This is a genomic window from Pseudooceanicola sediminis (assembly GCF_003575965.1).
Lineage (GTDB): Bacteria > Pseudomonadota > Alphaproteobacteria > Rhodobacterales > Rhodobacteraceae > Pseudooceanicola > Pseudooceanicola sediminis.
Window position 1 is genome coordinate 36,921 of record NZ_QWJJ01000006.1, and the last position, 13,590, is coordinate 50,510.

General features: G+C 66.9%; 12 protein-coding genes. 2 read left to right on the forward strand and 10 right to left on the reverse strand.

The window, feature by feature from the left end:
* Positions 1-179: 179 nt before the first annotated feature.
* The 8 genes from DL237_RS08000 to DL237_RS08035 form a co-directional block, all read right to left on the reverse strand.
* Positions 180-965, reverse strand: coding sequence for a crotonase/enoyl-CoA hydratase family protein (locus tag DL237_RS08000; protein ID WP_119398714.1), 786 nt, complete (start codon positions 963-965; stop codon positions 180-182).
* Positions 966-1,059: 94 nt separating this feature from the next.
* Entirely contained in the window at positions 1,060-1,917 is an 858-nt protein-coding gene (locus DL237_RS08005; protein ID WP_119398535.1) for a hydroxymethylglutaryl-CoA lyase, read from the reverse strand.
* 31 nt (positions 1,918-1,948) lie between these two features.
* The gene (locus DL237_RS08010; protein WP_119398536.1) at positions 1,949-2,626 is read right to left on the reverse strand and encodes a glutathione S-transferase family protein; all 678 of its coding nucleotides are present in this window, start codon (positions 2,624-2,626) and stop codon (positions 1,949-1,951) included.
* Entirely contained in the window at positions 2,623-4,590 is a 1,968-nt protein-coding gene (locus tag DL237_RS08015) for an acetyl/propionyl/methylcrotonyl-CoA carboxylase subunit alpha (protein ID WP_119398537.1), read from the reverse strand. Before DL237_RS08015 ends, DL237_RS08010 begins: the two co-directional genes overlap by 4 nt.
* A 14-nt stretch (positions 4,591-4,604) precedes the next feature.
* Positions 4,605-5,600, reverse strand: coding sequence for an NAD(P)H-dependent flavin oxidoreductase (locus tag DL237_RS08020; protein WP_119398538.1), 996 nt, complete (start codon positions 5,598-5,600; stop codon positions 4,605-4,607).
* A 335-nt stretch (positions 5,601-5,935) separates the two neighbouring features.
* Positions 5,936-7,540 (reverse strand): carboxyl transferase domain-containing protein, encoded by a 1,605-nt coding sequence (locus DL237_RS08025; RefSeq protein WP_119398539.1) that lies wholly within the window; start codon positions 7,538-7,540, stop codon positions 5,936-5,938.
* On the reverse strand, positions 7,537-9,102 hold the full coding sequence (locus tag DL237_RS08030; protein WP_119398540.1) for an AMP-binding protein: 1,566 nt from the start codon (positions 9,100-9,102) through the stop codon (positions 7,537-7,539). Before DL237_RS08030 ends, DL237_RS08025 begins: the two co-directional genes overlap by 4 nt.
* The gene (locus tag DL237_RS08035; protein ID WP_119398541.1) at positions 9,099-10,262 is read right to left on the reverse strand and encodes an acyl-CoA dehydrogenase family protein; all 1,164 of its coding nucleotides are present in this window, start codon (positions 10,260-10,262) and stop codon (positions 9,099-9,101) included. The genes DL237_RS08030 and DL237_RS08035 overlap by 4 nt, the downstream gene beginning before the upstream one ends.
* 131 nt (positions 10,263-10,393) lie before the next feature.
* On the opposite strand from DL237_RS08035, the gene DL237_RS08040 reads away from it, so the two are divergent.
* A complete protein-coding gene (locus DL237_RS08040) occupies positions 10,394-10,873 on the forward strand; it encodes a pyridoxamine 5'-phosphate oxidase family protein (protein WP_199672020.1) in 480 nt (159 codons plus the stop codon).
* Positions 10,874-10,926: 53 nt separating this feature from the next.
* Positions 10,927-11,409 (forward strand): CreA family protein, encoded by a 483-nt coding sequence (locus tag DL237_RS08045; RefSeq protein ID WP_119398542.1) that lies wholly within the window; start codon positions 10,927-10,929, stop codon positions 11,407-11,409.
* A gap of 139 nt (positions 11,410-11,548) precedes the next feature.
* Here DL237_RS08045 and DL237_RS08050 read toward each other — a convergent pair whose 3' ends face one another.
* Together DL237_RS08050 and DL237_RS08055 are read right to left on the reverse strand one after the other, a co-directional pair.
* Entirely contained in the window at positions 11,549-12,748 is a 1,200-nt protein-coding gene (locus tag DL237_RS08050; RefSeq protein WP_119398543.1) for a DegT/DnrJ/EryC1/StrS family aminotransferase, read from the reverse strand.
* A 63-nt stretch (positions 12,749-12,811) separates the two neighbouring features.
* Positions 12,812-13,474, reverse strand: a complete 663-nt coding sequence (locus DL237_RS08055; RefSeq protein WP_119398544.1) for an HAD-IA family hydrolase — start codon at positions 13,472-13,474, stop codon at positions 12,812-12,814.
* Positions 13,475-13,590: the final 116 nt, after the last annotated feature.

Consider the following 13,590-nt stretch of genomic DNA (forward strand, 5'->3'; position numbering starts at 1 on the left):
GCCGCGCCGACCGGACTGACCGCGCCCCCCGCCATCACGCGCCCTTGGAAAATCGCAACACCCCACGTCCTGCGCCCAGCGTGAAATCGCGCGCTGCGCTTCAGCAACCCGTTGACAGAAAACACTTATCCCCCATGACGCATGATCATGCCAGCGCAACTCGCCTCCTGCGTGCGGTGCTAGCTCTGCCAGCGGGGTTTGCGTTTTTCAAGGAACGCCGTGATGCCGTGTTGCGCCTCAGCGCCTTGCCAGCACCGCACCAGTTCGTCGATGGAATGGTCGATCAGTGCCTGATCATTCGCCCCGCCCAGCCTTTGCACCAACGCCTTGGCCTGCGCCACCGCCCCTGGCGCACAGTCCAGATAGGGGGCGACCTCCTCTTCGACGGCCGCGTCCAGCGCCTCTTCCGGCACCACCCGCGCCAGCAACCCGAGCGTACGGGCCTCCTCCGCGTCGAAGCGGCGGCCCGAAAAGAACACCCGACGCGCCCGCGCCTCGCCCATGCGCGCCACCACGTAGGGGCCGACGGTGGCGGGGATCAGCCCCAGCCGCGTTTCGGTCAGCGCCATCTGTACGGCGCCGGTCCCCACGGCCACGTCACAGACCGACACCATCCCCAGGCCGCCGCCAAAGCAATTGCCCTGGACCCGTCCGATCAACGGCTTGGGCAGCGCGTTCAGCCCCTGCAACATGCGCGCCAGATGGCCCGCCTCCACGGCCTGCTCTGCGGGGGGGGCCGCGAATTGTGCGCGCATCCATGCCAGGTCGCCACCGGCACAAAAGCTGCGTCCACGCGCGCCCAGCACCACCACGCGCACCGCGTCGTCCTGTGCCAGCGCCCGCGTTGCGGCGCCGATCTCGGCGATCATCTGTGCACTTAGGGCGTTGTGCTTGTCCGCGCGGTCCAGCCACAGCGTCGCGACACCACGCGCGTCCGCCTCCACCGTGATCGTCTGATAGGTCATCTGCCACGCCCTCCCGTGATCCTGCGCGCCATCATGGCGCGACTTTGCAAAGCCTGGAACGGGCATTTGCAAATCATGCGCTGCCGCGACAGCCTCAGCTCTCGACGCGCATGGCCCGCGCCATCTCCGCCGCTTCGGCCAGGACGGCCGCGTCAAGACCGGTGGCATAGCCCAGTGCCTCCAGCCGTGCGTGAACCGCCTCGCTGGCGACATTGCCCCTGGCACCCGGCGCATAGGGACAGCCCCCCAGACCGCCGACAGCCGCGTCAAAGATCCGCAGGCCCCGCGCCAGCGACACCTCGATATTGTCCAGCGCCCGGCCTGCGGTGTCATGGTAATGCCCCGCCAGCCGATCCGGGGGCACTTCCTCCAGCACCGCGTCCAGCATCGCGTCGATACGCTCGGGCGTCGCGCGGCCCAGCGTGTCGCCCAGGCTGATCTCTCCGCACCCCATGTCGCGCAAGGCCCCGGCGACATAGGCCACCGCATCCGGCGCGACCGGCCCGTCATAAGGGCAATCGGTGACGCAACTGACATAGCCACGCACCGCCAGCCCCTCGGCTCGCGCCGCCGCGACGACGGGCGCAAAACGGTGCAGGCTCTCGGTGATGCCGGCGTTGATATTGGCCCGGCTGAACCCCTCCGAGGCCGATCCGAACACCGCCACCTCGTCCGCCCCGGCCGCCAGCGCATCCTGGAACCCGCGCATGTTCGGCGTCAGCGCGGTGTAGCGCACGCGCGGTGCGCGACGGATCCCCGCCAGCACCTGTGCCGACCCGGCCATCTGCGGCACCCATTTCGGGCTGACAAAGCTCGCCACCTCGATGCGCGCGAACCCCGCCCGGCTCAGGCAGTCGACCAGCGCGACCTTTTCCGCGACCGGGATTGCCCGCGCCTCGGTCTGCAACCCATCCCGCGGGCCAACCTCGAAAATCTCGACAAACTCCGCCATCGGCCTCCCCTCCGATTGCCCTGTCCTGCGCTCAGGCCTGCACGGCCTCTTGCGGCAGCGGATAGAAATCGCGGTCGAACACACCGGTTCCGGGCTCCGGCAGGGACCGCCTGAAACCGTCGCGCGCGGTGATCCGCTCGTACCAGGCCGCGACCTCGGGGAACCCCTCCAGCGTGGTAAAGCGCAGCGCCATCCACACCGCCTGCCCCACCGCGATATCGGCGGCGGAAAAGCCGCTGGTCAGCAGGTAGTCGCGGTTTTCCACCGGCGTCGACAGCCGCGCCTCGATCGCGGCAAAGCATTTTTTCAGCCGCGCCACCTCGATCTTCATCACCGTGGGCGAGCGCATCCAATCCTCGTACAACATGACGTGCTGCTGCATCAGGGTCGCGCAATGCTGGCTGATCGTCTCGGCGAAATGCACCCACATCAGCCAGTCGGGGCGGTCCAGATCGCCCAGCAGGCGCCCCAGCCCGCGCGCCGGAAACCGTTCGCACAGGATCTCGATGATCGCGCCGCTCTCGAAATAATTTTCGCCGTCCAGTTCCAGCGACGGTACCCGCCCGGCAGGCGACCGGCTCAGATGCTCGGGTTCGCGCAGCGAGGCGTCGAAGGCATGGATGGACATCTCGAACGGCACGTCCAACTCGTTCAGCAGCCACAGCACCCGCATCGAGCGCGACCCGCCGCAATGATGCAGCACGATCATGATGCGGCGCCCGTGTCGCCGGCCTCCTGCGCGCCGGGCTCGCTCTCCAGCCGGATCAGGGCGGCACCGGCCTCGACCTGCGCCCCCTCGACGGCCAGCAATTCGGCGACGGTACCATCTCTCGGGGCGATCAACGCGTGTTCCATTTTCATGGCTTCCAGAATAGCCAACCGCTGCCCCGCAGCAACCACTTGCCCGGCAGAGGCGACAATCGCGCGCACGAGTCCCGGCATGGGTGCAAGGATCACGTCGCCACCGCCTGTGCTTTGCGCATCCGCCTGCAGCGGGTCGACCAGGTCGAACACCTGGCCATGGCCCGTGAACAGGGTGATCCGGTCGCCCGCCCGGTGCCAGCCGGGCGCGCGCATCCCGTCCAGACGCCACTCCGCGTCAAACCGCGCCTGCACCACCGTCTCGCCCACCTGCACATCATGCGCCGCCCCGTCGCTGGTCACGCTGACGCGCAGCTCCTCGTCGCCGGTCCGCAGGATCACGGTGCGGCGCAGCGGCGACCACAGGGTAAAGCCCGACTTCGCCCCCGGCACCCCGGTGAGGCCAAGCGCGACCAGCGCCGCCCAGGCGATGTCGCTCGTCCCCGGCACGGGGGCCGCACACAAGGCATCGACCTCGCGCCCGATCAGCCCGGTATCGACCTCGCCCCGGCCAAAGCCCGCGTGCTCCGCCAGCGCCCCCAGAAAACCGAGGTTCGTGACCGTTCCCGCCACCTCCGTCTCGCGCAGCGCCCGTGCCAGTTTGCGCAAGGCGATTTCGCGCGTGGCGCCATGGGTGATGATCTTGGCAATCATCGGATCGTAGTGCGGGCTGATCACGTCCCCCGCACGCACGCCCGTATCGGCCCGCGCCCCGTCGGCAAAGCGCAGATGCGCCAGCCGCCCCGTGGCGGGCAGAAACCCCTTCGCCACGTCCTCGGCATACAGGCGCGCCTCGAACGCATGACCCGTCAGCGCCAGGTCGCCCTGCTGCACCGGCAGCGGCTCACCCGCCGCCACGCGGATCTGCCACGCCACCAGGTCGACACCGGTCACCGCCTCGGTCACCGGGTGTTCGACCTGCAATCGCGTGTTCATCTCCATGAACCAGAACCGATCGGCCCGCAGCCCGTCCGACCCGTCGACGATGAATTCCACCGTGCCCGCGCCGCTATATCCGATCGCCTCGGCGGCGCGCACCGCCGCATCCCCCATGGCGCGCCGCATCGCCTGCGTCATGCCGGGCGCGGGGGCCTCCTCGATCACCTTCTGATGGCGCCGCTGCAGCGAACAATCCCGTTCGAACAGATGCACCGCGCGCGTGCCGTCGCCAAACACCTGCACCTCGATGTGGCGCGGGCTGGCGACGAACTTCTCGATCAGCACGACCGGATTGCCAAAGGCGCCCTGCGCCTCGGCCTGCGCGCTCGTCAGCGCCTCGGCGAAGGCCTCCGGCGTCTCGACCAGCCGCATTCCCTTGCCACCGCCGCCCGCGACGGCCTTTATCAGCACCGGATACCCCACCTCGTCGGCGCGCGCCGCCAGATGCTCCGCGCCCTGTTCGGCTCCCTGGTAGCCGGGCACGACAGGCACGCCCGCCTCGGCCATCAGCGCCTTGGCCGCATCCTTCAGCCCCATCGCCCGGATCGCCCGTGCCGACGGGCCGATGAACACCAGCCCCGCCGCCTCCACCGCCTCGACGAAATCGGGATTTTCCGACAGGAACCCGTATCCCGGATGGATCGCCTGCGCGCCCGTGGCCTGCGCCGCCGCAATGATGGCGTCCCCGCGCAGATAGCTCTCTGCCGGGCTGGCCCCTCCGATCGACACGGCGACATCGGCCAGTGCTACATGCCGCGCCCCGGCATCGGGGTCCGAATGCACCGCCACGGTGCGCAGCCCCATGGCGCGCGCGCTCTCGATCACCCGACAGGCGATTTCTCCGCGATTGGCAATCAGGATCGTGTCAAACATCCGTTCCACTCCTCTCAGGTCCCGACAGGGCGCGCGCCATGGCCCAGCCGCTGCGCCGCCTCTTGCGCCATCCGCGCCATGATCTGCGCCGCGCCGGGGGCGTCCCTGATCAGGCCTATGCCCTCTCCGACGATAGGTGCGGCGATCCCGGCATCGCCATTGGCAGCCGCCTCGGCCCAGGCGGCCCGGGCCGCGGGATCCGCCGCCAGCGCCTCCAGCCGCCCCTCCCACTGCGCGGAAAAGGCGTTGCGCATGCCTCGCAGGTCATAGGGCGCGGGCCAGTCCAGCCCCCGCGCCACATCCACCAGCGACGACCGAAAGGTCGCGTCGCCATCCACCGCCAGCGCCGCACGCGCCTGCCCCTCGGGCACCAGCGCCTCGGCCGCGGCCCAGAACCGCGTGCCGCAGACCACGCCGTCGGCCCCCAGCATCAACGCCGCCGCCAGGCCACGCCCGTCCGTTATGCCCCCCGCCGCCAGTACCAGCACCTCGGGGCGCTCGGCGGCCACCAGATCCACCACCTCGGGCACCAGTGTCATCGTCGCGCGCCCCCGGCCATGGCCCGCGCCATGCCCACCGGCCTCGGCCCCCTGCGCCACGATCACATCGGCACCCGCCGCCAGCGCCTGCCGCGCCCCGGTCATGTCCTGCACCTGGCAGATCAACCTGGCGCCCGCCGCGTGAATGGCATCCGCATGGGGGCGTGGATCCCCGAACGACAGGAACACCGCCTGCGGGCCCTGCGCCAGAACCTGGCCCAGAACCTCCGGCACCGCGTCCAGCGCCCAGGTGATCAGGCCAACCCCGAAGGGTGCCCGCCCCGCATGGTCGCGCAACAGGTCCATCTGTTCCGCGATCCAGGCCGCATCGCAGTAGCCGCCGCCGATCAGGCCCAGCCCCCCGGCACGCGAAACCGCCGCCGCCAGCCGCCCGCCCGCGACCCGCGCCATGGGGGCCAGCACCACGGGCACCGAAAGGCCGAATTGCCGTGTCAGACGCGTCTCAATCACCTTTACCGCCCCCTGTCACCTACCGCCCCCTGTCACCTGCACCGCCCCTGTCGCAATCCATGCCTGCCGCCGCGCCAGATGCCACCCGGAGCCACACGCGTTTCGCCCGGCAAGAGATGCCCGGGGATCGCCGCGCCCCGCGCCCTCGCGCTTTGTCCCACCCCTGGAACCCGCCGCCGGACCCCGCGCAAAGGCCGATCGCAGCGCCGCGCCCGCGGCGCGCGCGTGCACCGTTCAGATACCGTACAGATACCGTTCAAATACCGACGTTGGAATCCTGGGTTTTCAAACACTTGCGTACTCCCTGCGCGCAATCGTTACCGACACACGCCAAGTTACATCCGAAACAGCCCGAACCGCGTCTCCCGGATCGGCGCGTTCAGTGCGGCACTCAGGCTCAGCGCCAGCACCTCGCGGCTCTTTCTCGGGTCGATGATCCCGTCGTCCCACAACCGTGCAGAGGCATAGAGCGGATGGCTCTGGCGTTCGAACATCTCGACCGTGGGCCGCTTGAACTCCGCCTCTTCCTCCGCGCTCCAATGGCCGCCCCTGCGCTCGATCCCGTCGCGCTTCACGCTCGCCAGAACGCCCGCCGCCTGCTCTCCGCCCATTACGGAAATCCGGCTGGACGGCCAGGACCACATGAAGCGCGGACTGTAAGCCCTTCCAGACATACCATAATTTCCGGCACCAAAAGATCCGCCGACGACCATGGTGATCTTGGGCACCTCGGTCGTCGACACGGCTGTCACCATCTTGGCGCCATGGCGCGCAATGCCCTCGTTCTCGTATTTCCGCCCCACCATGAAGCCGGTGATGTTCTGCAAGAACACCAGGGGGATCTTGCGCTGGCTGCACAGTTCGACGAAATGCGCGCCCTTCTGCGCGGCTTCGCTGAACAGCACCCCGTTGTTGGCGATGATGCCGACGGGCCAGCCATCGACATGCGCGAACCCGGTTACCAGTGTCTCGCCAAAGCGTTGTTTGAACTCATCAAATCGCGATCCGTCGACGATGCGCGCGATCACCTCGCGGATATCATAGGGGGTGCGCAGGTCCGGCGGCACCACCCCGATCAGCTCCTCCGGATCATAGACCGGCAGCTCCGGCGCCACCCGCGCCGGCCCCTCGGGTCGAACCCGGTTCAACCCCGCGACGCAGCGCCGCGCCAGCGCCAGCGCATGGGCGTCGTCCTCGGCCAGATAATCCGCCACGCCCGACAGCCGGGTATGCACATCACCGCCCCCAAGGTCTTCTGCGGAAACGATTTCTCCCGTCGCGGCCTTGACCAGCGGCGGCCCGGCCAGAAAGATCGTGCCCTGGTCGCGCACGATGATCGTCACGTCAGACATCGCCGGAACATACGCCCCGCCGGCGGTGCATGACCCCATCACGACGGCGATCTGCGCAATCCCCTTGGCGCTCATCCGGGCCTGGTTGTAGAAGATCCGTCCAAAGTGATCACGGTCGGGAAAGACCTCGTCCTGGTTGGGCAGATTGGCACCGCCACTGTCCACCAGATACAGGCAGGGCAGATGGTTTTCCTCGGCTATCTCCTGCGCCCGCAAGTGTTTTTTCACAGTGATCGGATAATAGGTGCCGCCCTTGACGGTCGCATCATTGCACAGGATCATCACCTCCTGCCCCGACACGCGCCCCACACCGGCGATCAACCCGGCCCCCGGCGCGGCCCCGTCATACAGACCATGCCCCGCCGTCGCCCCGACCTCGAGAAAGGCGCTGCCCGGATCGAGCAGACCCGCCACCCGGTCCCGGGGCAGCATCTTTCCCCGGCTCAGATGCCGGTCGCGCGCACTCGCGCCACCGCCCGCCGCCGCCAGGGCCGCGGCCTCGCTCACCAGCGCCAGGGCGTCCAGATGCCCCCTGCGATTTGCGGCAAACTCCTCGGAGCCGGCAAGGACCTTCGATGCCAGTTTCATACGTCTTCTCCCGTCGTCTCGGCCACGGCCCGCGCCTTCAACTCCTTGCGGATGACCTTGCCGGTCACTGTCATCGGCAGCGCATCGACAAAAGCGATTTCCCTTGGGTATGAATAACTTGCAAGGCGGGTCTTCACGTGATCGCCAAGCTCTTTGGCGCTGGCCGACACACCCGGTTTCAGCACCACATAGGCCTTGACGATTTCAGTGCGCAACGCATCGGGCTTGCCCACGACACCGACGGTCGCAACGGCCGGATGGGTCATCAGGCAATCCTCGATCTCGGACGGGCCGATGCGATACCCGGCAGAGGTGATCACATCATCCTCGCGCCCCAGGAAGCGCAGGAAATCCCCCTCCATCACGCCACGGTCCCCCGTCAGCAACCAGTCACCGCGAAACTTTTCCGCCGTGGCCTCGGGTTTGTTCCAGTATTCCAGCATCATGGCCGGGGTACCCCGGCGGATCGCAACATCGCCCTCGCCCGTGCAGGGCCATCCATCCGGGCCGATCACAGTCACATCGAACCCCGGCACCGATTTGCCCGCACAGCCCGGCCGTGGCGCGAACAAGGCCGCGCAAGACGTGACGGCCATGTTGCATTCTGTCTGGCCGTAAAATTCATTGATGGTCAGCCCAAAGGCCTCGCTGCCCCAGGCCAGCATCTCGGCCCCCAGTGGCTCACCCGCGCTGGCGACGGTGCGCAACCCTTGCACCCGCGCCCCCTGCGCCTTCAGCATCCGCAGTGCGGTTGGCGGAAAAAAGACATTCTTTACGTTGCCTTGCGCGACGATCCTGAGGCATTCGGCAACGTCGAACTTTGCCATCCGCGCGGCCACGACAGGCACCCCGAGCGCGAGCCCCGGCATCAACACGTCGAACAACCCGCCGATCCAGGCCCAGTCGGCAGGCGTCCAGATGCAGTCGCCCGGCTGGCCCAGCATGTCATGGCTCAGCGCAACGCCCGGCAGGTGGCCGCTCAGCACGCGGTGTGCATGAAGCGCACCTTTCGGCTTTCCCGTCGTGCCCGACGTGTAGATCAGCACACCGGCCTCATCCGCCGCCATGTCCGCCGTCGCGCAGCGCCCCTTCGGCAGATCCGTTGCTTCGGGCACCAGGGGTGCCACATCCAGCGGCGCCAGCATCGCTGCGCCCTCCGCGTCCGTCACGACGATCCCTGCGCCGCAATCCTCGACCCGCGACCGCAGCGCCTCTTCTCGGAACAGCTTGAAAAGAGGGACGGAAATCGCGCCCAGCTTCCATGCGGCGATATGGGCCGCCGCGCACCACGCGTCTTGAGAGCGCAACACACCGACCCGGCCGCCGCGCGCCACGCCCCGGTCACGCAGCGCCAAGGCCAGATGGTCCGCCATGGCGCGCAGGTCTCCGTAGGACACATCCCGCCGCGTGCCTTCCGTCAGGTCGATGATCGCCGTGCGCTCCGGCGCGCGCTCGGCCCAGGTATCGCAAACCTGGCCCGCCATGTTCAGATGCTCCGGAATCTGCCAGCTGAAATCGCGGTAAATCTCGTCATAACCCGCGCCGTCCGGGAAAGCGGTCATTGCATCGCCGCCATCAGTTCGCGCCCCACCAGCATCCGCCGGATCTCGCTGGTGCCGGCGCCGATCTCCATCAGCTTGGCGTCGCGGAACAGGCGTGCCACCGCGGCGTCGGCCATGAAGCCCGCACCGCCCATGGCCTGCACCGCCTGATGCGCCACGCTCATCCCTTCCTCAGAGGCAAACAGGACGCAGGCCGCAGCATCCGCACGTGTCACCTGACCGCGATCACAGGCCCGCGCGACCTCATAGACATAGGCCCGCGCCGCGTTCATCTTGGTGTACATGTCGGCGATCTTGCCCTGCATCAGCTGAAAGCTCCCGATGCTCTGGCCGAACTGCTTGCGTTCCACCATGTAGGGCATGACCTCGTCCAGACAGGCCGCCATGATGCCTGTGCCGATGCCCGACAGCACCACGCGCTCGTAATCCAGCCCCGACATCAGAACGCGCACGCCCTTGCCTTCTTCGCCCAGGACATTCTCGAACGGGACGTCGACTTCGTCGAAGATCAATTCCGCCGTGTTCGATCCGCGCATTCCCAACTTGTCGAAATGCGCCGAGGTCGAGAACCCGTTCATCGTCTTTTCAATCAGAAAGGCGGTAATCCCCTTGCTGCCCGCATCCTTGTCCGTCTTGGCATAGACGATCAGCGTGTCGGCGTCGGGGCCGTTGGTGATCCAGTACTTGTTGCCGTTCAAGGTATAGCGATCATTCTTCTTTTCCGCCCGCAGGCTCATGCCCACGACGTCCGAACCGGCTCCGGCCTCGCTCATCGCAAGGGCGCCGACATGGTGGCCCGCAACCAGACCCGGCAGATATTTCTGCTTTTGCTCTTCGGTGCCGTTCAGCTGGATCTGGTTCACGCAGAGGTTGGAGTGGGCGCCGTAGGACAGGCTGACACTGGCCGAGGCGCGCGCGATCTCCTCGACCGCGATGACATGCGCAAGGTATCCCATTCCAGCGCCGCCATACTCTTCGTCCACCGTGATCCCCAGCAGGCCCATCTCGCCCATCTCGCGCCACAGGGCCGCAGGGAAACTGTTGCTGGCGTCGATTTCGGCGGCCATCGGGCGCACCCGGTCCTGCGCCCAGCGATGCACTGCCTCGCGCAGCGCATTGATGTCTTCGCCCAGGTCGAAACGCATCGAAGCGGTAAACATCGGGCTCCTCCTTCCCTTTATTGAACGCTTGTTCATACATAGGCACGGCGTCGCGCATCGGTCAAGCGACAGGAACCGTGCCCGCCGCGCTGCGTTGTTCTCTCAATCACGCCTACCTTAAGGAGGATGTCATGAAAGACTTCGCAGACAAGATGACCGAACAGTTCTGGACCCGCATGGACAAAGTGCGCGCCGGGATGCTGCACACCACCGATGATCGCATCGTTCCGATGACCGCCTACCCCGACCCTGACGAGGGCGCCCTCTGGTTCATCACCGCGGAAGGCACGGATGCGCACCAGGCCGCGAAAAGCAATCATACGACCACCTTCATCGTCTCAGATGCCTCGGCCAAGATTTACGCCCGCGTGCACGGTCAACTGTCGGCCGTCACCAACCCCGAGAAGCTGGACGAGATCTGGTCCCCCATTGCCGGCGCCTGGTTCAAGGATGGCCGCGAGGACAGCTCGGTCCGTCTGCTGCGCCTGATCCCCACCAAGGCCGAGGTCTGGCTGACCGATGGCGGTGCCGGTTTCCTGTATGAAATTGCCAAGGCCAAGCTGTCGGACGCAACGCCGGATGCAGGCGACCACGGGGTCATCACATTTTGAGACCGGCGGCAAAAACGACGTACCCCAACCCGGATGGCGCGAAATTCGGGTGGATGATACGGCTGTGCGCGGTGCCGCTGACCTGTCTGTTCGTGGGGGCCCTCTTCGTGGGGGCCTCCACCTCGTCCGCCACAGCCGAACAGGTGGGCGAGGTCGGGGTCGACTGGACAGGTAACGACATCGTCATAGAGGAGATCCCGGACCCAAAGGTCACTGGGGTTACCTGTCATATCGCGTACTTCTCGCGCAGTCTGATTGATCGCGTGTCAAAGGGGAACTGGTTCGAGGATCCCTCCAACGCCTCGATCGCCTGCCGCCAAACCGGGCCCATCAAGGTCGGTGATATCGATCGCGGCGAAGACGGAGAGGACGTGTTCCGCACGTCCCGCTCGATCATCCTGAAATCCTTGCGGGTGAAACGCATCTGGGACGAAAAGAACCAGACCCTGATCTACCTCGCCCACGCGGCCGAGCTGACGGATGGGTCTGCCAAGTTGTCGATCTCCACGGTACCGCTCTACCATGCGGGGCACTGACCCCAGGTTCAGTACCGCCCCCTTCGCCGCCGAGCGTAGGGGGTAGACGTCTATATCGCCCTATCTGACCGAGGTGCCCGAACAGCCCTGACCGTTGACCCTTCAAGCCGCGGCTGTCGCAGGGGAAACCCAACCCTTCTCAGGCGACACCGCTCTGAAAGACGGCGCTGACCTCGGCACGGATGATCCGCGCGATCAGGGCACAGTCGTCGACACTGAAGGTCAGGGGCAGCCGCATGTCCATGATTGAGCGCAGGACCCTGTCACTGCGCGGCATCGGCGCGCTCGGGGCATATCGCCAACTGTCATAGCGCGAGGTATAGCCCCGCGGCTCGGCGTCACCGAACCACTTCAATTCAACCCCACGGCCAGCACAGCGGCGCAGGACGTCACCGATCTTTCCCGCGTCCCAGTCCGGCAGCAGGAATTGGATGGAAGAGCCGACAAAGCGTTCCGCCCCGGGCCTTTCCACGATCTGCAATCCCGGCGTATCCCGCAAGCCCGCCTCGACCGCCGCATATCGGGCATTCCACGCAGCGCACTGCGCCTCAAGCGCCCTCAGTTGCGGGCGCAGGATCGCGGCCCGCAGGTTATCCATCCGACCGGAGATATTGGGCGTGACATATTTGACCTCGGCGTAGGCCTCCGCCCCCGGACCCGCGATGTGGCGGTCAAACAGCATGTAGCTGCCTGAAAGCATGGTCGCACGCGCCGCCATATCAGCATCATCTGTAACCAGCAGCCCCCCCTCGCCGGAATTGACATGCTTGTAGGTCTGGGTCGAATAACAACCGATGGCCCCGTGCCGTCCGCTGATCACACCATTCCAGCGTGCCCCCATCGTGTGGGCGCAATCCTCGACCACGATGATCCCGGCGTCGTTGCAAAGTGCCATCAGCCGGTCCATGTCGCAGATATGACCGCGCATATGGCTCAGCAGCAGGACGCGCGCGCGGTCCAGCTTGCTCTCCAGATCCGCGATATCGATCACCAGCGCCTCGGTCACACCGACATAGACCGGTTCGGCGCCAACTGCCGCGATGGCCCCCGGCACCGGTGCCAGGGTAAAGGCGTTGGACAAAACGCGATCACCCGGCCGCACGCCGACGGCACGCAGCGCCGTCGAAATCGCATGGCCTCCCGACGCGACCGCCAGCGCATAGCGCGCGCCGGTCATCTCCGCGAACTCCTGCTCCAGCAGCGCGGTTTCGCCCGCCTCACCGGCCGCGGTGTTGTAGCGGTGCAGACGGCCACTGCGCATCACCGCCACGGCAGCCTCGATCGCCTCTTCCGGGATCGGCTCCTGCTGGGTGAAATTGCCTGTGAAGGTTTCGGTCATGCTGGCATCCTTTGTCGTGTCGGCCCGGCGCGTCAATCTCTGTCACTCTCCGTGGGGCGATGGCTATAGCTGCAATTGCTCCACCACGGCGGGCAGTTCGTCGAAATGGCCGATCAGGGCCTCCGGTGCCAGCGCGGCCATGTCGGCGCCGGACGGCCCGAACGACACCAGCACCGACGGCACACCGGCGGCCCGGGCAGTGTTGCGGTCCGTATCGCTGTCCCCCACCAGACAGCAGCGCGCGGGATCGCCGCCGGACCGGCGCGCCGCCTCGCGCAGCGGCGCCGGGTCGGGCTTGCGCACCGGCAGGGTATCAGCCCCCACCAACGCATCGAACGTCCCCAGCACACCAAGCTGGCGCATCAGCAACACGGCCAGCGCTTCGGGCTTGTTGGTGCAGATCGACACGGCATAGCCGCGCGTCTTCAACGCCTCCACGGCCTCCATCGCGCCAGGATACAGCACCGTATGCACCGCGATTGCGCCGCGATAGGCCTCCAGCAGCACCGGATATTGGCGGTCGATCTCGGCCTCGTCGCCGTCGCGTCCGATCCGTGACAGGCCCAGTCGCAGCATCGCCCGTCCGCCGCGCAGGGCAACGCCGGCATCCGCCGCGTCCAGCTGATCACCGACGCCCAGCCCCTGAAAGCAATGGTTCGCCGCCGCCAGCAGGTCGCCACTGGTATCCGCCAGCGTCCCGTCCAGATCGAATACCACTGCCCGCATGTCGGTTCATCCTCTTTTCATTGGCCGCTTCCGGCAGGCTTTCGCCACGATTGTTGCGCATCGAAACCCAAGTTGATGGCGCACCGGGTCACCCGGCCTTGCGCCACCACGCTATC

Excerpts from the sequence above, each read along its gene's own strand:
- DL237_RS08000 (WP_119398714.1), bottom strand. The coding sequence starts at position 965 with ATGACCTATCAGACGATCACGGTGGAGGCGGACGCGCGTGGTGTCGCG.
- DL237_RS08030 (WP_119398540.1), bottom strand. The coding sequence starts at position 9,102 with ATGACCGCTTTCCCGGACGGCGCGGGTTATGACGAGATTTACCGCGAT.
- DL237_RS08040 (WP_199672020.1), top strand. The coding sequence starts at position 10,394 with ATGAAAGACTTCGCAGACAAGATGACCGAACAGTTCTGGACCCGCATG.
- DL237_RS08025 (WP_119398539.1), bottom strand. The coding sequence starts at position 7,540 with ATGAAACTGGCATCGAAGGTCCTTGCCGGCTCCGAGGAGTTTGCCGCA.
- DL237_RS08045 (WP_119398542.1), top strand. The coding sequence starts at position 10,927 with ATGATACGGCTGTGCGCGGTGCCGCTGACCTGTCTGTTCGTGGGGGCC.
- DL237_RS08005 (WP_119398535.1), bottom strand. The coding sequence starts at position 1,917 with ATGGCGGAGTTTGTCGAGATTTTCGAGGTTGGCCCGCGGGATGGGTTG.
- DL237_RS08050 (WP_119398543.1), bottom strand. The coding sequence starts at position 12,748 with ATGACCGAAACCTTCACAGGCAATTTCACCCAGCAGGAGCCGATCCCG.
- DL237_RS08055 (WP_119398544.1), bottom strand. The coding sequence starts at position 13,474 with ATGCGGGCAGTGGTATTCGATCTGGACGGGACGCTGGCGGATACCAGT.
- DL237_RS08015 (WP_119398537.1), bottom strand. The coding sequence starts at position 4,590 with ATGTTTGACACGATCCTGATTGCCAATCGCGGAGAAATCGCCTGTCGG.
- DL237_RS08010 (WP_119398536.1), bottom strand. The coding sequence starts at position 2,626 with ATGATCGTGCTGCATCATTGCGGCGGGTCGCGCTCGATGCGGGTGCTG.
- DL237_RS08035 (WP_119398541.1), bottom strand. The coding sequence starts at position 10,262 with ATGTTTACCGCTTCGATGCGTTTCGACCTGGGCGAAGACATCAATGCG.